19 protein-coding genes are annotated in these 22,072 nt (G+C 62.7%); 11 read left to right on the forward strand and 8 right to left on the reverse strand.

What is annotated here, in order from left to right; genetic code table 11:
• Positions 1-17: 17 nt before the first annotated feature.
• Both RN346_RS07645 and RN346_RS07650 read right to left on the reverse strand, forming a co-directional pair.
• Complete coding sequence (locus RN346_RS07645) at positions 18-800, reverse strand: UDP-2,3-diacylglucosamine diphosphatase (RefSeq protein ID WP_311962604.1); 783 nt, start codon at positions 798-800, stop codon at positions 18-20.
• 14 nt (positions 801-814) lie between these two features.
• Entirely contained in the window at positions 815-1,312 is a 498-nt protein-coding gene (locus tag RN346_RS07650; protein ID WP_263584228.1) for a peptidylprolyl isomerase, read from the reverse strand.
• A gap of 166 nt (positions 1,313-1,478) precedes the next feature.
• Between RN346_RS07650 and RN346_RS07655 the strand changes: the two genes are divergently transcribed.
• The 10 genes from RN346_RS07655 (at position 1,479) to RN346_RS07700 (ending at position 13,970) form a co-directional block, all read left to right on the forward strand.
• A complete protein-coding gene (locus RN346_RS07655) occupies positions 1,479-3,158 on the forward strand; it encodes a glutamine--tRNA ligase/YqeY domain fusion protein (protein WP_311960723.1) in 1,680 nt (559 codons plus the stop codon).
• Between the two features lie 7 nt (positions 3,159-3,165).
• Positions 3,166-4,557 carry a cysteine--tRNA ligase gene (gene cysS / locus RN346_RS07660; RefSeq protein WP_263584226.1) on the forward strand — a complete coding sequence of 464 codons (1,392 nt, stop codon included), beginning with the start codon at positions 3,166-3,168 and terminating at the stop codon, positions 4,555-4,557.
• 82 nt (positions 4,558-4,639) lie between these two features.
• Complete coding sequence (locus tag RN346_RS07665; protein WP_311960725.1) at positions 4,640-5,548, forward strand: ABC transporter substrate-binding protein; 909 nt, start codon at positions 4,640-4,642, stop codon at positions 5,546-5,548.
• Positions 5,549-5,551: 3 nt separating this feature from the next.
• On the forward strand, positions 5,552-6,748 hold the full coding sequence (locus RN346_RS07670; protein ID WP_311962605.1) for an ABC transporter permease: 1,197 nt from the start codon (positions 5,552-5,554) through the stop codon (positions 6,746-6,748).
• Complete coding sequence (locus RN346_RS07675) at positions 6,745-7,710, forward strand: ABC transporter ATP-binding protein (protein WP_311962606.1); 966 nt, start codon at positions 6,745-6,747, stop codon at positions 7,708-7,710. The genes RN346_RS07670 and RN346_RS07675 overlap by 4 nt, the downstream gene beginning before the upstream one ends.
• Positions 7,700-8,467, forward strand: coding sequence for an ABC transporter permease (locus RN346_RS07680; RefSeq protein WP_311962607.1), 768 nt, complete (start codon positions 7,700-7,702; stop codon positions 8,465-8,467). The genes RN346_RS07675 and RN346_RS07680 overlap by 11 nt, the downstream gene beginning before the upstream one ends.
• A 181-nt stretch (positions 8,468-8,648) precedes the next feature.
• Entirely contained in the window at positions 8,649-9,851 is a 1,203-nt protein-coding gene (locus RN346_RS07685) for a thiamine pyrophosphate-dependent dehydrogenase E1 component subunit alpha (RefSeq protein ID WP_311962608.1), read from the forward strand.
• 2 nt (positions 9,852-9,853) lie between these two features.
• The gene (locus tag RN346_RS07690; RefSeq protein WP_263584222.1) at positions 9,854-10,831 is read left to right on the forward strand and encodes an alpha-ketoacid dehydrogenase subunit beta; all 978 of its coding nucleotides are present in this window, start codon (positions 9,854-9,856) and stop codon (positions 10,829-10,831) included.
• A 15-nt stretch (positions 10,832-10,846) separates the two neighbouring features.
• Positions 10,847-12,118: a 2-oxo acid dehydrogenase subunit E2 gene (locus tag RN346_RS07695; protein WP_311962609.1), complete on the forward strand. Its 1,272-nt coding sequence runs from the start codon at positions 10,847-10,849 to the stop codon at positions 12,116-12,118.
• A gap of 31 nt (positions 12,119-12,149) precedes the next feature.
• A complete protein-coding gene (locus RN346_RS07700) occupies positions 12,150-13,970 on the forward strand; it encodes a protein kinase domain-containing protein (RefSeq protein ID WP_311962610.1) in 1,821 nt (606 codons plus the stop codon).
• Positions 13,971-13,974: 4 nt separating this feature from the next.
• On the opposite strand, the gene RN346_RS07705 is transcribed toward RN346_RS07700, so the two are convergent.
• From RN346_RS07705 to RN346_RS07725, 5 genes are all read right to left on the reverse strand, one after another.
• On the reverse strand, positions 13,975-14,595 hold the full coding sequence (locus RN346_RS07705; protein ID WP_311962611.1) for an ABC-type transport auxiliary lipoprotein family protein: 621 nt from the start codon (positions 14,593-14,595) through the stop codon (positions 13,975-13,977).
• Positions 14,592-15,533, reverse strand: a complete 942-nt coding sequence (locus RN346_RS07710) for an MlaD family protein (protein WP_311960731.1) — start codon at positions 15,531-15,533, stop codon at positions 14,592-14,594. Before RN346_RS07710 ends, RN346_RS07705 begins: the two co-directional genes overlap by 4 nt.
• A 7-nt stretch (positions 15,534-15,540) precedes the next feature.
• Positions 15,541-16,356, reverse strand: coding sequence for an ABC transporter ATP-binding protein (locus RN346_RS07715; RefSeq protein WP_311962612.1), 816 nt, complete (start codon positions 16,354-16,356; stop codon positions 15,541-15,543).
• Positions 16,353-17,465 carry an MlaE family lipid ABC transporter permease subunit gene (locus RN346_RS07720; RefSeq protein WP_311962613.1) on the reverse strand — a complete coding sequence of 371 codons (1,113 nt, stop codon included), beginning with the start codon at positions 17,463-17,465 and terminating at the stop codon, positions 16,353-16,355. The genes RN346_RS07715 and RN346_RS07720 overlap by 4 nt, the downstream gene beginning before the upstream one ends.
• Positions 17,466-17,574: 109 nt before the next feature.
• On the reverse strand, positions 17,575-19,275 hold the full coding sequence (locus RN346_RS07725) for a sulfate permease (protein ID WP_311962614.1): 1,701 nt from the start codon (positions 19,273-19,275) through the stop codon (positions 17,575-17,577).
• A 250-nt stretch (positions 19,276-19,525) separates the two neighbouring features.
• On the opposite strand from RN346_RS07725, the gene RN346_RS07730 reads away from it, so the two are divergent.
• On the forward strand, positions 19,526-21,169 hold the full coding sequence (locus RN346_RS07730; RefSeq protein ID WP_409335790.1) for a methyl-accepting chemotaxis protein: 1,644 nt from the start codon (positions 19,526-19,528) through the stop codon (positions 21,167-21,169).
• Here the strand turns inward: RN346_RS07730 and rarD are convergent.
• Complete coding sequence (rarD, locus tag RN346_RS07735; protein ID WP_311960735.1) at positions 21,146-22,048, reverse strand: EamA family transporter RarD; 903 nt, start codon at positions 22,046-22,048, stop codon at positions 21,146-21,148. The genes RN346_RS07730 and rarD overlap by 24 nt on opposite strands.
• Positions 22,049-22,072: the final 24 nt, after the last annotated feature.

The following is a 22,072-nucleotide window of genomic DNA, read 5'->3' on the forward strand; positions in this document are numbered from 1 at the left end:
CGCCGCGCCGGTCGTGTTTAACCGGCGTCCGGCTCGGGCGGCGCATCCAGCGCGAAGCGGCGAAGCCGCGGGGTTGGCAAGCCATCACAGGCTTCGATCACGATGTCCCACCCCTGGTGCGGCTGCCAATCGCCCAGCACAAAGCGCCGGGCCGGTACGTCCTCGACGGTCAGCTCGTGCACCATCGGGCGATGGGTGTGGCCGTGAATCATGGTGCTCACACCGGTTTGGCGCAGTAGCGCCGTCACCTCTGACGGGGTGACGTCCATAATCGCCTCGGCCTTGCCGGCATTGGCGCTGTCCGACTCCAGGCGCAGCTTCCTGGCCAGCGCCAGGCGCTCGCCCAGCGGCATGGCGAGAATGTGCGCCTGCCACTCGGGGTTTCGCGACTGGGCGCGAAACGCCATGTAGCTCTCGTCCTGAGTGCAGAGGCTGTCGCCGTGCAGCAGCACGACGGGCAGGCCCTGAAGCTCGGTCTCGAAGGTGTCGGGCAAAAGCGTGGCGCCGCAGTCGCTTAAAAAGCGCTCGCCAAGCAAAAAGTCGCGGTTTCCGTGCTGAAAATAGACGGCGGTACCGGCATCGACCAGCGCGCGCAGGCGCGTGGCGACCTCGCTTGCCACCTGGGCGCTGGGGTGCGGGGCGTCGAGGGTGTCGTCGCCGATCCAGGCGTCGAACAGATCGCCCAGAATGTAGAGCGCCTCGGCCCCTTGGGCGGTGTGTTCAAGATAGCGAAAGAACCCCCGGTTGATCTCGGGGGTATCGCCGCTCAAGTGCGTATCGGCTACCAGCAGCGTGCGCATAGGCCTCCCGGTGATCACTCGTCTTTGACGTAAGCGCGCTCGATGACGACGTCCTCGGCGGGTACGTCGGCGTGCATGCCGCGGCGGGTCGTGGAGACGCCCTTGATGGCGTTGACCACGTCCATGCCGTCGACCACTTCGCCGAACACCGCGTAGCCCCAGCCCTGCAGGTTCTTGCCGCTGTGGTTGAGAAAGCTGTTGTTACCCACGTTGATGAAAAACTGCGAACTCGCCGAGTGCGGGTCCTGGGTGCGCGCCATGGCGAGTGTGCCAATGGTGTTCTCAAGGCCGTTGTCGGCTTCGTTTTCGATCGGGTCGCGGGTCGGCTTTTGCTCGAAGTTGGTGTCGAAGCCGCCGCCCTGGACCATGAAGCCGTCGATCACGCGGTGAAACAGCGTGCCGTCGTAGAAGCCGTCACGCACGTACTGCTCGAAGTTGGCGGCGGTGTTCGGGGCCTTGTCGTGATTGAGCGCAACGGTGATGTCGCCCATGCTGGTCTGTAATACGATCATGGTTAAATTCCTGTTGAATGAAGGCGTTCGCCTTGGCGCTGTGCATCGGCGTCGCGTTATAATAGCGGTTTTGCCCGGCGCCGCGAAGCGCTACGGTTTTACTCCGGGACGACGCGCACTGCTTTTCGTCCGGCACGCCATCCACTGTGAGGTTATCAACACCGCCATGACCAACGAGACCACCAAAGCGCCGAACTTCATTCGCAACCAGGTACGCGACGAGATCGAAAGCGGGCAGGTCAGCACGATCGTGACGCGTTTCCCCCCGGAGCCCAACGGCTTTTTGCACATTGGCCACGCCAAGTCGATCTGTCTCAACTTCGGGTTGGCCCGTGAACTCGGTGGTGACTGTCATCTGCGGTTCGACGATACCAACCCGGCGAAGGAGGAGCAGGCCTACATTGACGCCATCAAGGAGGACGTCGAGTGGCTGGGGTTCGAGTGGGCGGGCGAGGTGCGCTTTGCATCGAGTTATTTCGACCAGCTCTACGCCTGGGCGCAGCACCTGGTGCGCGAAGGCAAGGCCTACGTCGATGACCTGAATCCTGATGAGATTCGCGAATACCGCGGCACGCTGACCGAACCCGGCCGCCCGAGCCCTTATCGCGAGCGCGGAGTCGAGGAGAACCTGGATCTGCTCGAGCGCATGCGCCTAGGTGAGTTCGGTGAAGGCGAGAAGGTGCTGCGCGCCAAAATCGACATGGCCTCGCCGAACATCAACCTGCGCGACCCGATTCTTTACCGCATTCGCCACGCAAGCCACCACCAGACGGGCGATGCCTGGAAGATCTACCCCTCTTACGACTTCACCCACGGCCAGTCGGATGCGCTCGAAGGCGTCACCCACTCGATCTGCACCCTGGAGTTCGAGGATCACCGCCCGCTTTACGAGTGGTTTCTGAACAACCTGCCGGTGCCCAGCAAGCCGCGCCAGATCGAGTTTGCGCGCCTGAACCTGAACTACACGCTCACGTCCAAGCGCAAGCTGAAACTGCTGGTCGATGAGAAGATCGTCGAGGGCTGGGACGACCCGCGCATGCCGACCATCTCCGGCATGCGCCGGCGCGGCTACACCCCGGCCTCGATTCGCAAGTTCTGCGAAATGATCGGCGTGACCCGCGCCGACGGCGGTCTGGTCGACATCGCCATGCTGACCCACGCGATCCGCTCGGATCTCGAGGACAATGCCCCGCGCGCGATGTGCGTGATGAAGCCGCTCAAGGTGGTGCTGACCAACGTCGACGAAGGCTTCGAGGAGGTGTACGAGGTGCCCGGTCACCCGGCCCGCGACGACATGCCCGTGCGCCGCGTGCCGCTGACCCGCGAGCTCTATATCGATCAGGAAGACTTCATGGAGGATGCCCCCAAGAAGTTCTTCCGCCTGGCGCCGGGCAAGGAAGTGCGCCTACGTAACAGCTACGTGATCTGCTGTGACGAAGTAATCAAGGATGATGCCGGCGAGATCGAGGAGCTTCGCTGCTCGGTGGATTTCGATACCCTCGGCAAGAACCCGGAAGGGCGCAAGGTCAAGGGCGTGATCCACTGGGTGAGCGCGGTTCACGGCGTGCCCATGGAAGTGCGCCTCTACGACAACCTGTTCATGGTCGAGCAGCCGGACCGTGACAAGGACGCGGATTTCCTCGATCACCTGAACCCGGAGTCGCTGGTCGTCTGTCAGGCCGTTGGCGAGCCGAGCCTTGCGGATGCCACGCCGGAGTCACGCTACCAGTTCGAGCGGGTGGGCTACTTCTGCGCCGACCGCCACCTCTCGACGCCGGAAAAGCTCGTCTTCAACCGCACCGTCGGGCTGAAGGACAGCTGGGCGAAAATTCAGAAAAAGGGCTGAGGTGGCCATGCAGATCTACAACACGCTTACCCGGGCCAAGGAAACCTTCACCCCGATCGAACCCGGCAAGGTGCGCATGTACGTGTGCGGCATGACGGTGTACGACTACTGCCACCTGGGTCACGCCCGGGTGATGGTGGCGTTTGATGTGATCACCCGCTACCTGCGCGAGCGCGGGTTCGAGGTCGACTACGTGCGCAATATCACCGACATCGATGACAAGATTTTAAAGCGCGCCGAAGAGAACGATGAGCCGATCGGCGCGCTCACCGAGCGCATGATCGCCGCGATGCACGAGGACGAGGCGCGTCTTGGGGTGCTTCCGCCGTCACGAGAGCCGCGGGCCACTGGCCACATCGACGACATCACCGCGATGATCGAGACGCTGATCGACAAGGGCTTTGCTTACCGTGCCGACAACGGCGACGTCTACTACCGGGTACGCAAGTTCGCAGGCTACGGCAAGCTCAACAACCGCCAGCTCGACGACATGCGCGCGGGTTCTCGTATCGAGGTGGACACGCACAAGGAAGACCCGCTCGATTTCGTACTCTGGAAAGCCGCCAAGCCGGGTGAGGCGCACTGGGGCTCGCCCTGGGGCGACGGTCGGCCTGGCTGGCACATCGAGTGCTCGGCGATGTCGACGTGCTGCCTGGGCAATACGTTCGATATTCACGGCGGCGGCCCGGACTTGACCTTCCCGCACCACGAAAACGAGATCGCCCAATCCGAGGCCGCCACCGGCCAGACCTACGTCAATACCTGGATGCATGCGGGCGCGGTGCGCGTCGACCAGGAGAAGATGTCCAAGTCGCTCGGCAACTTCTTCACCATCCGCGACGTGCTCGAAGAGCATGACCCAGAAGTGGTGCGTTTTCTACTGGTGGCGAGTCACTACCGAAGCCCGATCAACTACTCGGTGGGCTCGCTGGTCGAGGCGCGAAAATCGCTGATCCGCTTCTACACCGCGCTTGACGGTGTCGAACTTGCCTCTGCGTCGCAGCCGATGGAGGAGACATCGTTCGATGCTCGCTTCAAGGCGGCGATGGACGACGACTTCAACACCCCGGAAGCGCTGGCGGTGCTGTTCGATCTGGCCCGCGAGGTCAACCGCGCCAAAACCGAGGCGCCGTCGGGCGCGCCGGCGTTGGCTTTTGAGCTCGTTCGCCTGGCCGGCGTGCTGGGGCTTTTACAGCAGGCACCGAGCGCGTTTCTCAAGGGCACCGCGAGCGCGGCGATCAGCGACGCCGACATCGAAGAGAAGATCGAGCAGCGCAAGCAGGCCAAGATGGACAAGGACTTCGCCCGGGCCGACGCCATTCGCGACGAGCTGGCAGCGCTCGGTATCGTGCTCAAGGACTCCCGCGAAGGCACGACCTGGGTGGTCGAGGCGAGCTAGAGCGGGGAGTGGGTGTGGCGCTTGACGGCGCGACACCTATACTCAACGCTTTGATGAGCCAATTGAATAAAGGATGATGACAATGCGCTCCATGGTTAAACCCACGCTTGCAACGCTGGCGCTCGCCCTCACAACCAGCGCCGCCCAGGCCGATGATCCGGTGGTCGTCGCGTCGAAAATCGATACCGAAGGCTCGGTGCTTGGCGAGCTGATCATTCAGACGTTGGAGCGCGAAGGGATTCCGACGGAAAACCGTCTGCAGCTCGGTGCCACCAGCGTGGTACGAAGCGCCATCGAAGCCGGCGAAATCGATCTCTACCCGGAGTATACCGGCAACGGCGCGTTCTTTTTCGACATGACCGACAGCCCGGTCTGGAACGACGCCGATCAGGCCTTTGAAGCCGTGCGCGAGCGCGACGCGCAAAATGGTCTGGTGTGGCTGCGCCCGGCCAGCGCCAACAACACCTGGGCGATCAGCGTGCGCGGCGACCTGGCCGAGGAGAACGATCTCAAGACGCTGGACGATTTGGCCGAGTACCTGGAGCAGGGCGGTGAATTCAAGTTCGCCGCCAGCGCCGAGTTCGTCGAATCCGAGCAGGCGCTGCCGGCGTTCCAGAACGCCTATGGCTTCGAGCTGTCCGACGATCAGCTGCTGGTGCTTTCCGGCGGCAACACGGCTGCCACCATGCGCGCCGCCGCTCAGCAAACCAGCGGCGTCAACGCGGCGATGACCTACGGCACCGACGGCGGACTCAACGCGCTCAACCTCGTCGTGCTCGAGGACACCAAAGGCGTGCAGCCGATCTATCAGCCCGCGCCGCTGGTGCGTGAAAGCGTACTCGACACCTACCCGGCCATCGAGGAGAGCCTGGAGGCGGTGTTCGAGACGCTCGATCTCGAAACCCTGCAGCGCTTGAACGCCGACGTAGCGGTCAACGGGCTGTCGCCGGATCAGGTGGCCCGCGACTACCTCGATAGCCTGGGCGACTGATCGATGCCATTACGGGCAGTGGCCCGGCTCAAGGCCGGGGCGCGAACGCTTGCGCCCAATGCGGTACTGCTGACGCTTTCGATCGTCATGCTCGCGGCGCTTTGGCTGACCTCCACGGTCAGCGTTGCGCCCAACCGTATCGTCCCCGGTAGTGCGTTTGGCGTCGTCGATGCGTTCGGCGTGGTGGGAGCGCTTTTGATCTCGCTGCTGCTGCTGGCGCTGGCGGCGCTGTCGCTCAAGGCCGAGCCGGTCAATTACCAGGCGATGCTGCTGCTCGTGGTGCTGATTTTGCTGCTGATGCCCTTCGGGTTGATGGTCGCTGGCCATTTACTGATCGACCCGGCGCTTGCCCAGGCGCGGCTCGGTATCGGTGCGGGCTACTGGACGCTGCTGTTCGTGCTGCTGTTGTGTCTGATCGAGCTTCGCCTGCGGCTTGGGCTCAAACGCCTGGCCACCGCCGCGCTGCTGGTCGGCGTGACGCTCATCTGGTGGCTCTGCGCTCGCCTCTGGCTCGACGAGCTGGCGCTGGTACAGGAGTTTCATTCGCGTCAGAGTGCGTTTTACGCCGCCTTGTCCCAGCATCTGGTGCTGGTCGCCAGCGCCGTGGGCGTAAGCCTGGTACTGGGTATGACGATTGCGCTGTTGATGCGCCGTTTCACTCGAGTGGAAAAAGTCGGGTTTGCGCTACTGAACTTCTTTCAAACCATCCCCAGTCTGGCGCTTTTCGGGCTCTTGCTGGCGCCGCTTGCCTGGCTTGGTGCCAACGTGACTTTTTTGCGCGATCTCGGCGTGAGCGGCATCGGCAATACGCCGGCGCTGGTCGCGCTGATCGCCTATAGCCTGCTGCCCATTGCGCGAAACACCTATATTGCGCTGGGCGAGGTGCGCCCGGACACGCTGGAAGCCGCTACCGCCATGGGGATGCGACCGGCCCAACGGTTCTGGCAGGTTCGGTTTCCGCTGGCGCTGCCGGTGCTGCTGGAAGGCGTGCGTATCACCACCGTTCAGGCCGTGGGACTTACCGCGGTGGCCGCACTGATCGGCGCCGGTGGATTGGGCACGTTCATTTTTCAGGGGCTGGGCCAGGCCGCCATGGACATGGTGCTGCTCGGGGCGCTGCCGATCGTGGTCATGGCGCTGATCGTGGATGCCGGGCTCGGGGCGCTGGCCGAACTCACCCGTCACGGAGGACAGGCATGATCGAGCTCTCTCACGTTTCCAAGCGCTTTGGTGAAGCCACCGCGGTCGACGATATCTCGCTGACCGTCGGCCAGGGCAAGTTCTGTGCGCTGGTCGGCACGTCCGGCTGTGGGAAGTCGACCACGCTTCGCATGATCAACCGGCTGATCCCGCATAGCGACGGCGAGATCACGCTGAATGGCGAGCCTCTCGAGAGCTTCGATCCGGTCAAGCTAAGACGGCGTATCGGCTACGTTATCCAGAGTACCGGGCTGTTTCCCCACTGGAGCGTGGCGCGCAATATCGGCCTGGTGCCAAGGCTTTTGAAATGGCCCGCGGAGAAGGTCAACGCGCGGGTGGAGGAGCTGATGGGCGTTTTCGGACTGCCCGTGAACGAGTTCGCCCATAAGTACCCTCACCAGCTCTCCGGCGGTCAGGCGCAGCGAGTGGGCGTTGCGCGGGCGCTGGCCGCCGACCCGGATATTCTGCTAATGGACGAGCCGTTTGGCGCGCTCGACCCACTGACGCGCGAAAAACTCCAGGACGAGCTCTTACGCCTGCAGGCCAAACTGCACAAGACCGTAGTGTTCGTTACCCACGACATGGACGAGGCGTTGAAGCTTGCCGACCACCTGGTGGTGATGCGCGATGGTCGCATCGTGCAGCAGGGCAGCCCGCTGGCGCTTTTACAGCACCCGGCGGACGCCTTCGTGGAATCCATGCTCGGCGGGCTCGAGCGCGGGCTCAAGCAGGCCGCGCTGACCAGGGTGAGGGATCACATGACCTCGCTTGGCTCGGCCATTCCTGCCCATGCGCGTATTCCCGGCGACTTCACCCTGCGCCAGGGGCTTTCGATGATGATGCGCGATCACTGCGACCGGCTCACGGTGGTCGACTCAAGCGACGTGCCCATCGGTGAGCTCACGCTTCGCCGGTTGATCAAGGAAGCCCAGACCGAGCGGGGCGTTCACCGTGCAGGCTAATGTTGCATCGTTGCGCCCCGGTTGTTCACCGCGCTGGCTGGTGCCGCTTGGCTGGGTGGCGCTGCTGGCACTGGCGGTCTTCGGCATGCCCTATGTCGACGGTTTTTTTCGCTGGGTTGCACCGGATGCCCGCCAGGTCATCTATAGCCGCGCCAGCTTTCTCGACCTGTTGGGCCGCCATTTACTGGTGGTCGGCGTGGCCGGAGCGGTCACTATCGTGGTCGGCGTGCTGGCGGGCATCGGCGTCACCCGCCGGCGTGGGCGCGACTTTCTGCCGCTGGCGGGTCAGCTTGCCTCCATTGGCCAGACCTTTCCGCCGGTAGCGGTACTGGCGCTGGCGGTACCGGTGCTGGGCTTTGGCACGCTTCCGATCATCGTTGCGCTCATGCTGTACGGGCTTTTGCCCATTTTGCGCAACACGCTGGCGGGTCTACAGGGCGTGGACGTTGGTACCAAAGAGGCGGCGCTCGCCATGGGCATGACCCAGCGACAAATTCTCTGGCGTGTGGAGCTGCCGCTCGCTGCTCCGGTGATTCTCGCCGGCATCCGCACTTCGATCACGATCAATATCGCCACCGCCGCGCTGGGGGCGACGGTCGGGGCGAGCAACCTGGGCGACCCGATCATCTCCGGCATCGTCAATGCCAACATGGCTTACGTCCTCCAGGGCGCGCTCTTGATCGCGCTGCTGGCACTCACCGTCGATAGCCTTTTCGACCTTTTCCAGCAGGCGCTGGCCAGGCGCTCCGCCGCTTAACCCCCATCTTGTTAGCGCTTTCCAAGCGCGCGCTTGGGCTCTGCGCCCTAAGTCGTATCTCTAAAAGTGGTTCGCTGCGTTACTGTTCACGTGTTGCGTTGATCGCTGCTGGTTATATCCACTGGCAAAAACGGTCGACACCGACAACACTGCCTTCAAAAGGGGCATACAAGGATAAAAAATGACACGCTTCGATCACCAGCCGAGTTTCATGACCGGCGACGAGTTTTCCATCCCGACCTTTGGCCTGCTCGACCCGGAAGGGACGCTTTATGACGGTGCCACGGCCCCGGCGCTCGAGCGCGACCACGCTCGGCGCTTGTACAAGGCGATGCTCGCCACCAGGCTTCTCGACGAGCGGATGCTCGCCGCCCAGCGCCAGGGGCGGCTGAGCTTTTACATGCAGTGTACCGGTGAGGAGGCCGCCATCGTCGGTGCCACCGCTGCCCTCGATGAGCGCGACATGATCATGGCGCAGTACCGCGAGCAGGGCGCGCTGATGTATCGCGGCTTCACCATCGATGAATTCATGAACCAGCTGTTCGGCAATGAGCTGGACTACGGCAAGGGCCGGCAGATGCCGGTGCACTACGGCTCGCGCAAGCTGCACTACATGACCATTTCATCGCCTCTGGCAACCCAAATCCCCCAGGCCACGGGCTACGCCTACGGCCAGAAACTCGCCGGTGACGGCCTCTGCACGCTGACCTTTTTCGGCGAAGGCGCGGCCTCGGAAGGCGACTTTCACGCCGCGCTCAACATGGCGTCGGTCCACCAGGTACCGGTCATCTTTTTTTGCCGTAACAACGGCTACGCCATCTCGACGCCCGCGGTCGAACAGTTCGCCGCCGACGGTATCGCCCCACGGGCGATGGGCTATCGCATGCACGTCATTCGCGTGGATGGTAACGACGCGCTGGCGGTGTTCGAGGCGACCCGCCAGGCGCGCGGCATCGCCGTCGAACAGAACAAACCGGTGCTGATCGAGGCGATGTCCTATCGTCTCGCGGCCCACTCTTCGTCAGACGACCCGTCGGGCTACCGCGCCAAGAGCGAAGAGGAGACCTGGCGGCTCAAGGACCCGGTGCTGCGCTTTAGAAAGTGGCTTACCCACCAGGGGTGGTGGAGCGACGATGAGCAGAGCGAGCTCGAGGAGTCGCTGCGCCGCGAGGTGCTGGAGACCCTGAAGCGCGCCGAGAAGCGTGCCGCGCCGCCGCTGGACTCCCTGATTACCGACGTTTACGCCGAAGTGACCCCGGAGCTTACGCGCCAGCTCGACGGACTCAAGCGCCATATCCGCCGCTACCCGGAGGCCTACCCGAAGGGCGCCAAATCGCTGGATCTGGACATCGCGCCCGCCGCGTCCACGGATGAGGAAGTGTAGCCATGGCTAAAATGAATCTGCTTCAGGCGATCAACGGGGCGCTGGATATCGCCATGGCCGAGGATGACAAGGTCATCTGCTTTGGCGAGGACGTGGGCGTGTTTGGCGGCGTTTTCCGCGCCACCAGCCATCTTCAGGAGAAGTACGGCAAGGCGCGCTGCTTTAATACGCCGCTGGTCGAGCAGGGCATCATCGGCTTCGCCAACGGCCTGGCCGCGCAGGGCTCGGTGCCGGTGGCCGAGATCCAGTTCGCCGACTACATCTTTCCGGCGTTCGATCAGATCGTTAACGAAACCGCCAAGTTTCGCTACCGCTCCGGCGATCTTTTCAACGTCGGCGGTTTGACCATCCGCACGCCCTACGGCGGTGGCATCGCCGGCGGGCTCTACCACTCGCAGTCGCCGGAAGCCTATTTCACCCATACGCCGGGGCTCAAGGTGGTGGTGCCGCGAAACCCCTACCAGGCCAAGGGGCTTCTGCTCGCCGCGATCCGTGACCCGGACCCGGTGCTGTTTCTCGAGCCCAAACGCCTTTACCGCGCCGCCACCGGCGAGGTACCGGAAGAGGACTACCAGCTCCCCCTCGGACAGGCGGAGATCACCCGCGAAGGCGGCGACATCACGCTGGTCGGTTGGGGCGCGCAGATGGAGGTGATTCACAAGGCCGCCGAGCTTGCCGAGGAGCAGGGCATCGACTGCGAAGTGATCGATCTTCGCACGCTGGCGCCCTGGGATAGCGACGCCGTAGTCGAGTCGGTGCTAAAGACCGGGCGGCTGGTGATTAGCCACGAGGCGCCGTTGACCGGCGGGTTTGCCGGCGAGATCGCCGCCACCGTGGCCGAGCGCTGCTTTCTCTACCTGGAATCCCCCATTCGCCGCGTGACCGGGCTGGACACGCCGTTTCCGCTGGTGCTCGAAAAAGAGTATCTGCCGGATCACCTCAAGATCTTCGAGGCGATCCGTGAAAGCGTCGATTTCTAATCCGGGAGAGACACCATGAGTGATTTTGTACTGCCGGACATCGGCGAAGGGATCGTGGAGTGTGAAGTGGTCGAGTGGCGCGTCCAGGAGGGCGACCGGCTCGAAGAGGACCAGCCGGTCGTCGAGGTGATGACCGACAAGGCGCTGGTCGAGATCACCGCCGCCGAGGCGGGCGTGGTCACCAGGCTTTACGTGCAAAAAGGTGAGATCGCCAAGGTGCACGCGCCGCTCTACGCCTACCAGGCCGATGACGCTGAACCCGATGAGGAGAGCGCTGGCGCAGCGAACGAGAGCAAGGTCGAGGCATCCCCGAGTGAACAGCCGGCGTCACGACCGACAGCGCCAGAAGCTTCATCCGTCTCCAATACTGATACCCAAAAGGCGCCGGATGCTTCGCCTCAACAGCGCCATAGCAAAACGCCGGCGAGCCCGGCTGTGCGTCGGCTAGTGCGCGAGCACGATCTCAAGCTCGACGAGATCAAGGGCAGCGGTAAGGACGGCCGGGTGCTGAAAGAAGACGTGCTGGCGCATCTGAACGGCGTAAGCAGCGATAAGAACCAGGTGCCAGCCGAGGACACTTCTGGCGAGCGCACCGAGCCACTTCGCGGAATGCGTGCCGCGATGGCCAAGCGCATGGTGCATTCGGTCAGCACCATTCCCCACTTTCACTACGGCGAAGAGATCGACGTCACCGAGCTTCTGGCGCTTCGCGAGCGGCTCAAGCCCTCGGTCGAGGCAGGCGGCGAGCGGCTGACCCTGATGCCGTTTTTCATGAAAGCGATGGCGCTGGCGATCGCGTCCGAGCCGCTGGTCAACGCCCGGCTTAATGAGGCGGCAGACACCCTTCACTACGCCGCCCACTGTAATATTGGCATGGCGGTGGATGGCAAGGCGGGGCTGATGGTGCCCAACGTCAAAGGGGTCGAGGCGCTCACGCTGATGGAGCTTGCCAGGGAGATCGGCCGGCTGACCCAGGCGGCGCGAGAAGGGCGCGTCGATCAGGCGGATCTCAAGGGCGGCACGATCACCGTCTCGAACATCGGTGCGCTTGGCGGCACCTACGCCGCGCCGATCATCAACGCCCCGGAGGCGGCGATCGTCGCCATCGGCAAAAGCCAGTGGCTGCCGCGTTTCGATGCAGCGGGGACGGTCGAGCGCCGGGCGATCATGACGGTGACCTGGGCAGGCGATCACCGCTTCATCGATGGCGGCACCATTGCGCGCTTTTGTAATGCCTGGAAAGGCTTTTTGGAGGCGCCGGAGTCGATGCTTTTGCATCTACGCTAGCCACTGACCGCAAAAGCCCGACGAGGGAGCGATGCCCAAGGCGCTACAGCAGTTCTACATTCCCGAAGAGCAGTCGGTTTATCTTCTCAACCATCGGGATGCGCGAAAGCTCAAGGACTGGGTAGCGCTTTGCCAGGCCGAGCTCGGCCAGCTCGGGTTCGAGGCGATCGAGCTGATCGGCAAGGGCGCCTACGGCTTCGTCTTTGCCGGCCGCGCCGAGCAGGGTGCCACCCTCCGCCATTACGTGTTCAAATTCTCGCGTATCACCCTACCCACGCATCTGCAGGAGCGCCTCGAGGAGGAGGCGTTCATGCTCGATCAAATTGACCATCCGCGCATACCGCGGCTGATCAGCTATCAGCGCATTCGCGGCCAGTCGATTCTGGTCATGGAGCGGGCGCCGGGCCTGAATCTGGAGGAGATTTCGCTGCGCTACGGGCGGCTATCGCCCCGGCTGGTCGTCAACATCGCCGCGCAGCTCGCCGATATTCTGCTGGCGCTGCGTCAGGAGACCGGCCCCCACGGCCGTCCGCTAGTGCATGGCGACATCAAACCCTCGAACCTGGTGTATGACGCCGCTCGTGAGACCGTGGCGCTGATCGACTGGGGGTCATCGGTCTTCGCCCAGTTGGATAGCGACCTGCAGCCGGTCGGCAGCAACGTCATGGAGCTGATGTCCAATCATCTCCAGCACACCAACGCGCGCCTGGGCGACGTCTATTTCATTGGCGAGGAGCAGCTGAGCGGGGCGCTGTCGTCACCGCGTTTTGATGAGCAGGGCGTGGCCGGCACGCTCTACGCACTCGCCTCGGCTCAGTCCTGCCGATTCGGCCACCGCGCCATTCCGGCAAGCTCGCTGGGCCTTCCCGTCGAGTTCGCCCGCACGCTCGACGCCATGCTCGACCCGGACCCCGCTACGCGTCGCCAGGCCGGCGACTACTTTCTCGCGCGCATGCCCGCCATGGCGCGCACGGTGATGGTGGATCTGCCTGAAAAGCCCGCCGTGGCGCTGATTCCGGTCTGGGCACGCCCGGCCGGCGCCGAGATCGATACCGTGGTATACAGCTCGCGCAAGGCGTTTCTGCGCGAAGCCAACGTCGAGCCGGCGCTGGATGACGTCAATGACGTGCAGCTCGACCGCTACTACAAGCAGTTCATGCAGGGGATGGGGGAGACCGAAAAGGCGTTTCTCGCCTCAGTGAGCCGGCTGGGCAGATACCCGGTCGTGGGGGGGCTCGCCATTCGCTGGGAAGCCGACGGGGTCTATATCGACTCCTCCTTGAACCTGCACGACCCGGCCAAACGCCCGGCGTTCACTCAGGCAGTCAACAACATGGTACACCTGGCCCGCGCCATTCATCGTCAGGGGGTGTTCAAAAGCTGCCTGTTCGACGCCCGCCAGACGCTGCATCTGGAACGGGCGAGCGAAGCTGAGCCTTTTGAGCGCCAGCCAGACACCCGTATTCGCTTCGAGCAAAGCGCCACGCCGGAGGAGAACCGCACCCGCCAGCACAGCTACTTCGAGGACGGCCCCGATCCGGAAGAGCTTTTGGCGCTGCCTGATACCATCATGGCGCTGCTCAAACGGCTCAACGAGATCCACCACACCGGCATGATCATCTTCGAGGCCCATCCGCGACACCTGAAGATTCACAGCTACTACCGGCTGCTCGACCCGGACCAGGAGCACGCCTTTACAGCGCTACTGGATCGGATACTCGACGCGGTCAATTTGATCGACGGGTTGGGGGTCTCCGGCTTCATGAAAATGCCCTATAAGGACACCCGGTTTTTTTCCCACCTCGAGCGCCAGCCCGAACGCTTTTACCCCAAAAACCCGCGGGCGCTTTGACGTTTCAATTCAGGCGCTCGGATTCGAGCGCGTCGCTTGAAAGGTTGGCGAGCCACTCAACGAGCGCGGCGCTCAAGCGGTCGCTGGCCTCGCCAAAGGCGTCGACGACATCGGGAATTTCGACGCTTGCCGCGCGGGCGCTAGCGATCAGGGTTTCGTTGGCGATCGGCTGTCGCTTTCCATCGACGAGCTGAACGTCGAGCTGGATGCGCGCCGCTGGAGGCGTGCGGTCGTACTCGCTTTGAAAGTGCCTGAGCTCGCTCACCAGCAGCAGATCCGACGGCAGCCGGTCGACGCTAACACCTTCGAACAGACCGCTTTGCGAAAGCGCATCGATCAGGCGGGTTTGTATCAGCGCTGGAGCGTCCTCGTGCCAGCGCGCTCCTTCGTAAACGTTGACCACGTTGCGATCCGGATAGACCACGATACGGTTGCCGCTGAACAGATGCCCCGCTTCCGGGGCGGCGACGCCCAGGCGCTTATCGCCGAGCAAGGGGTTGTTCGCCGGGGGTTGACTGGCGGCGACCGGCAGGCGGTAGAGCGTGGCCGGGTCGCTTTTCGGCAGCACCGAACAGCCCGCCAGCAGCGCGGCCGCGAAAAGGCCAAGGCCTACGCGAATCTTCATGGGCGAAACTCCTCTATTTGGTCACGACCCAGTAAAAAGTCGGTCGGGTTCTCTTCGAGATCGCGGGTGATACGATCAAGCGTGGTCAGCGTCGAGCGCAGCGCCGAGAGAGCCGGGGCGACGTCCTGAGTGCTGGCAAGGGTACTTTCGACCGCGGCGGCGTTGTCGTCGACCAGCTGCTCGATGCGCTGAGCGGCCCGGGCAACGTCCTGGCTGGCGCTGGCCGCGCTCGCCATGACCTGCTGGCCATCCTCGCGCAAAAGCCGGGTGGTCTCGTCGCTGAGCACCTCGATGCGTTCAAGTGTGGCGGTAGCCTGGCGGGACGTATCGCCAAACAGCGCCATGTTCTCGTCGAGCGCGGCACGCTGGGACGCGATCATGTCAGTGATCTCGGCAATATCGGTCAGAATGTTGCCCGCCTGCTCGCGGCTCTCGTCGTTGAACAACCGGTTCACGTTCTCGAGAATGGCGTTGACGTTGTCGATCATCTCCTCACCCTGCTCCATGAACGTGGCAATGGGCGAAGGATCCGCCTGGATGAACGGCACCGCATCATCGGACTGTGCGTACAAAAGCGGACTTTCCGGCGCGCCGCCTTCAAGCTGTACCGACATGCTGCCGGTGATGCTGGGAATCGAGAGCTTGGCGCGGGTATCGATCTTGATCGGCGTCTCCCTTTCGACGCGAATCGACACCACTACCTGGCGCGGGTCGGTCGGGTCGAGCGCCATATGGGTGACCTCGCCGACCTCAATGCCGTTGTATTGCACCGAGCTCCCTTCGGATAGCCCGCTGACGCTTCTGTCGAACAGAATGCGGTAGGGCCGATACTCCTGTTCACCGGCGGCCTGGCTCATCCAGAGCGCGAACACGAGCGCGCCGGCCGCGGTCAGCAGGGTAAAAAGGCCAATTAAAACGTGATGCGCACGGGTTTCCATGAGCGTGTCACTCCTGATCGAAAGAGGAAGCGGCGGCGCGACCCCGCGGGCCGTTGAAGTACTCCTGAACCCACTCGTCGTCGGTTTGGGCAACGTTTTCCAACGTATCCGCCACCAGCACGCGCTTTTGCGACAGCACCGCGACCCGGTCGCAGGCCGCATGGAGCGTGTCCAGGTCGTGGGTCACCAGAAACACGCTGAAACCGAGCGCATCGCGCAGCGTCTTGATCAGCTGATCGAAAGCGGCGGCGCCGATGGGGTCGAGCCCTGCGGTGGGCTCGTCCAGAAACAGGATATCCGGGTCCAGTGCCAGCGCGCGGGCCAGCGCCACCCGCTTGATCATGCCGCCGGAGAGCGATTCCGGCGACTTGCGTGCGTCCTCTGGTGAAAGTCCCACCAGCGAGAGCTTGATGCGCGCCAGATATTCGGCGTCCTCGCGCGGCAAGCCGCTGTGCTCGATCAGCGGCAGGGCGATGTTCTCCTGCAGGTTCAGCGAGCTAAACAGCGCCCCCTGCTGAAACAGCACGCCGAAGCGACGCTCGACCCGGCTGCGCGCCTCGTTGTCCAGCGTCGAGAGATCCGTCCCCAGCACCTCGATGGTGCCTTCGTTAGGACGCTGCAAACCAACGATGCTTCGAAGCAGCACCGACTTGCCGGTGCCCGAGCCACCCACCACGCCGAGAATCTCGCCTTTTTCGACGGTCAAATCGAGATGCTCGTGCACGGTGTGATCGCCGAACCGGTTGACCAACCCCTGAACGCGGATGACCGGCTCGCGACCAGCTTCTGTGCTTTTTGCGGTCGTGCCATCGTCGCGACTCACCAGCCCATCTCCATGAAAAAGAGCGCGGCCAGCGCGTCGATCAAAATCACCATGAAGATCGACTGCACCACGCTCGAGGTGGTGTGAGCGCCGACCGACTGGGCGCTCCCGGCGACCTTGAACCCCTCAAGACAGCCAATGACCGCGATGATGAAGGCGAACACCGGCGCCTTTACGAGCCCGACGAGTAAATGATTGAGCGAGACGCTCTCCTGCAGCGTACTCATGAACTGATAGAACGGTATATCGAGCGACACCGCACAGACCACCGCACCGCCGAGCAGGCCGCTGAGCATGCCGATGAACGCCAGAAGCGGCAGACTCACCAGCATCGCCAGAATGCGCGGCAGCACCAGAAGCTCGATCGGGTCGAGTCCCAGCGCCTTGAGCGCATCGATCTCCTCGTTGGATTTCATTGCGCCAAGCTGGGCGGTAAAGGCGCTGGCCGTGCGCCCGGCCAGCAGAATGGCGGCCAGGAGCACGCCGAATTCGCGCAGAAACGAGAACGCTACCAGATTGATGGTATAGACGGTCGCGCCGAAGCTCTGCAGCACCGTTGCGCCTAAAAAGGCGACCACCGCACCCACCATGAAGGTGAGCAGCATGACGATGGGCACGGCGTTCAAACCACTTTGCTGAACATGGGCGACGGTCGCCGTTACCCGCCAGCGCCGCGGATTGACCATCACCGGCAGCGCCGTTGCCAGCACCAGCCCGATAAAGCCTAAAAGCTCGCGCTGCTGACGATAAAGCGCCTCGACCTTCTCGCCGATGCCGGCGAGCATCGACACCAGCCGATTCGGCGTGTCGGTCTCCAGGGTCAGCGAAACGTCCATGGCGCTGGCAATACGCATGATCAGCGCGCGCTGCGAGTCGGGTAAATCGCTTGCCCACTCATCGACCTGAACGGCGCGCTCGACGCCTAGAAGATCGACCAATAGCGCCGCGCCGGCAGTATCAATGCGATCAAAGCCCTCGAGCTTTACCTCGGGTTCGGACTTTTGACCAAGGTCGTCGAGCGCCTTTTTAAGCGCCATGTAATGCTCGAGCGTCCACTCCCCCTTGAGAGTGAGCGTGTCTCCCTCGCGTTTGAACCACTGCGTTGGCATTGCCGCTCCCGCGTCCTTTCGATCTCGCGCTTTTCATGATGCATTCAAACGAGCGTTAGTGAAAAGCTCTGGACGCAAGCTTAGCGCACTATGCGCGGTTTGGGAGCGATCAGTAAAATTCGCGCCAGGCGGTGTAGGTACTCAAAAACACCCGTCCGGTGAGCGCATCCAGAAAGTCGCTCTGCTTGAGCCGGTCCATGACCGGCCCCTTCACTTCGGAAAGGTGGAGCTTCACGTTGGAGTCTTTTAGACGTGCGTTGATCGCATCCAGACTTTCGAGTGCCGAGGCGTCGATCAGGTTGACCGCCGAGCAGATCAACACCACGTGCTCGATTTCCGGGCGGCTGGCCACCAGATTGTAGACGGTATCTTCCAGGTAGCGCGCGTTGGCGAAATAGAGGCTTTCGTCGATACGCAAGAGCGCGGCGCTCTTCGGCGCCTGCACATCGTGGCGCTGGATATTGCGGAAGTGCTCGGTGTCCGGCACCCGCCCGACCAGCGCACTGTGCGGCCGGCTGGTACGGTAGAGAAACAGCGCAAGCGAGAGCGTTACGCCGCCGATAATCCCCGCCTCGACGCCTTCCACCAGGGTCAGCACGATGGTGAGCGCCATGGCGGCAAAGTCACTGCGCGAGTAGCGCCAGGTCTGACGCAACATGGGGATGTCGACGAGGGTCAAAATCGACACCGTGATGGTCGCGGACAGCGTCGCGATAGGGAGATAAAACAGCCAGCCGGTGAACGCCAGCGTGACCAGCGCAATGCCGAGGGCAGTAAAAGCGCCGGCCGCGGGCGTTTGCGCGCCGGCATCGAAATTGATTACCGTGCGCGAGAGCCCACCGGTCACCGGCATGCCGCTGGTCACCCCAGCGGCCAGGTTCGCCGCGCCCAGGCCCACCAGCTCCTGATTGGGTGAAATGCGCTGGCGCCGTTTGGCGGCGAGCATCTGTCCCATCGAGACCGACTCTACAAAGCCCACCAGGCTGATCAGCAAAGCGGGAATAAACAGCGCCTTCCATAGCGTAATGTCGCTTAGCGGAAAGCTGAACGCGGGAAGGCCGCCGGGTACGTCGCCGACCACGGCCACACCTTGTGACGCCAGATCCCAATGCCAGCAGACGAGCGTAGTCACGATCACTGCGAATACCGGCCCCGCTTTGGTCAGAAGATCCGCAAGCCCTGCTGGAACGCCAATCTTCGCAAACGCCCGTTTGCCAAATCGACGCATCCCGACCAAAAAGAGCAGCGTCCCCACGCCGATCACGACCGTGAAAACATTGATGGACATCAGGTTGGGCGCAAGCGTCATGACGCGCTCGACGAGGGTGAAGCCGCTGCTCTGGATGCCCAGCAGGCTGCCAAGCTGACTGGCGGCGATCAAAATGCCCGAGGCGGTCAAAAAGCCGGAAATCACTGGATGGCTTAGAAAATTGCTAAAAAAACCCATGCGGGCGATGCCCATACCCACGAGTATCAGCCCGGAAAGTAGCGACAGCACCAGCGCCGCCTCCAGGTACAGTGCGGAGCTGGGCTCGGCGACTGCGCTCAGCGCCGCGCCGGTCATCAGCGCGATGATCGCCACTGGCCCGACCGCCAGCGTGCGGCTGGTGCCCATCAAGGTATAGAAAAGCTGCGGCAGAATACTGGCGTAGAGCCCCACTACCGCAGGCAGGCCCGCCAGCAGCGCGTAGGCGAGTGATTGCGGAATCACCATGACCGTCACGATGAGTCCAGCCAGAAGGTCCGCGCTAAAAAGCCCCCGGTGGTAGTGGGGTAGCCAGGTAAGGATGGGGAAGTAACGCTTGAGCATAAAAAAGGAGTCGGCCTCTGAAACGTTGCATTACGCCTCTATAGTAGCGCGTTCGATCTAACCTTAGAGCTTATCGATAAAAAAAGAGCGTCATTCTCCCAAAGTGCTACTTTCAGACCGCGCATTACGGGGTAATCTCGATGGCAAGTACCAGGCTTTTCGAGGGTGCACTGTCAGTAAAAAGTACTGCCACACGTTTTAATAGACGCCACCTTTATAACCATAATAATCATGTTGAAAAGGGAATTTTATGTTTTTACTCCGATGGCTGATGCCAGCTGTGCTTTTAATGCTTGCTTTTTGGCTGGTGACGCTTGGGGGGCATTTTGGCTATCTTGCCCAGCTTCCAGGCGTGCTGGCAGGCGCGCTGGCGCTCGCCGCTTTTTTACAGCGTGTGTACGATTCACGGGATCAGGGGGCGGCCCGCGCGGGGCACTTCAAGCCGCTTGCCGACTACGCCTCGCTCAAGGCGATGGCCTACCGGTTGATGGGGCGGGCCAGCAGCACGGCGATCGCCTCGGCACAGGTGTCGCACACCGCCGATCTGATGGATCAGCGGCTTGTCAATCAGGAGCGCATGGCAAGCGAGGCGGCATCGAGCATGGCGTCGATCAACGCGACGATTCTACAGGTCAGCGCTAGTGCGACGCGGGTCGCCGAGCTCGCCGAAAAAGCGCGCCATGCAAGCCATCATCATCAGTCGAGCCTAACGGCGATCGTGGACGACATGAACGACGTGGCGAAGCAATCCGTCGAGGCCCTCGATGAGCTGGCCGCGCTCAACGATAGAATCGAACGCGTGCGCAGCGTGACGTCGATGATCGAAGCCATTTCCGAGCAAACACATCTTCTTTCGCTCAATGCGTCGATCGAGGCGGCCCGCGCCGGTGAGCACGGCTGTGGCTTTGCCGTGGTGGCCGGCGAAGTGCGAAGTCTGGCACAGAAAAGCTCTGAAGCGACTCAGCGGGTCGACGAGCTGGTGCGTGACATGCACCAGAGCGGTCAACGCGTCATGTCGACCATGAACGAACTGATGGTACGGGTTCGCGAGCGCTCCAGAGGCATGCAGGCGGTCGGGGCTGGGCTTGATGACACGACCCGCGAATTCGATGATGTCGGTGAGGAGATCGGCGGGGTGGCAAAGGCAATGGAGAATACGAAGGCTCACAGCGAGACGGTGACCCGAACGCTCTCCCAGCTCGAGCGCGATGTAGACGAGGGCAATCGCGACATGCACGACCTGGCGGTTCAGGCGCGAGAGCTCATGGCCGCCGCCGAAGGCGTGGATGGTGAACTTGCTCAGCAGCGCCTGCACGGCCGCCATCAAACGGTTTTCGCAGCCGCGCGCGAAAGTGCCGATCGCATCCAGGCCCTGTTTGAAAAAGCGATCGCCCGCGGCGAACTCACTCAAGAGGCGCTGTTTGCCCGGAATTATCAGCCCGTGGCGAATACCGACCCACCGCTTTATCGAACCGGTTTCGATGCCTTCACCGATGCGCATCTACCCACGCTTCAGGAGCCGCTGCTGACGTCGCTGGAGGTGAACTACGCCATCGCCTGCGACCGTCAGGGATACGTACCCACTCATAACGCGGCGGTGAGCCGCGCGCCCACCGGCGACCCGGCCCACGATCTGAAGTATTGCCGCAGCAAGCGAATTTTCGACGACCCGACGGGAAAGCGCTGCGGCGCGCACACCCAGCCACTTCTGCTGCAAACGTACCGGCGCGACACCGGCGAGATCATGCACGATCTGTCGGTGCCGATTTTCATCAACGGCAAACATTGGGGTGGTTTTCGCGTGGGCTACCCGCCCGAACGCATCGAGCGCGAGCAAGGCGAGAAGCTCAGGCCCCCGGCGCTTGCCTCGCTAAGCGCCGGCGCGCGGACGTGACTGCCAGGAGGACCACGAGTAGAGCGCAAGCCCCAGCCAGATCATGATGAACGTGATGAGTTGGATGGTGCCGAGCGGCTCGTCGAACACGGTCAACGCAATCAGAAACTGCATGCTCGGGTTGATGTACATCAAAAAGCCGATGGTCGACAGGCGCAGCCGTCGGGCGGCGCCAGCAAAGGCCAAAAGCGGAAGCGCCGTTGCGACACCACAGCTGATCAAAAGCGCGCTGGTCGGCGCATCCATTAGGAAATGCGAGGCGCCCTGGGCGCTGAGCCAGGCCAGCGCGAGCAGTGCCAGTGGCAACAGCAATAGCGTTTCGACGAACAGCCCCGAAAGGCCGTCCAAAGGCACCTGCTTGCGAAAGAGCCCGTAGCTTCCGAAACTCAGTGCCAGCATCAGACTAATCCAGGGCAGCTCGCCAAGCGTGACGAGCTGAATGACGATCGCAATACTGGCAAGCCCGAGGGCGGCGAGCTGCGTTTTGACCATCGTTTCACGCAGCACGATCACCCCGAGGGCGACGTTGATTAGCGGCGTCAAAAAGTAGCCAAGGCTCGCCTGAAGCACCTGGTGGCTTTCCACCGCGTAGATATAGAGCCCCCAGTTGGCGCCGATCAGCACCGCGCAGATCAATACCCGCCCCAGCCGCCTGGGCGCTCTCAATGCACTCGTCACCGGCGCCCAGCGCTTGAGCAGCGTAATCACCGCGATCAAAAACACGCAGGACCAGACGATGCGGTGAAGCAGCACCTCAAAAGCGGGCACGCCGCTAAACAGTGCGAAATAGAGCGGAAAACAGCCCCACATCACATAGGCGGTCAGTCCAAAGGTAACGCCCTTGACGGCTTCCGGGTCGCGAGTAGGGGGCGATAGCATGACGGCCTCATCATCAAAAAATGC

It is taken from the genome of Halomonas sp. PAMB 3232, assembly GCF_031954225.1.
Classification (GTDB): Bacteria; Pseudomonadota; Gammaproteobacteria; order Pseudomonadales; family Halomonadaceae; genus Vreelandella.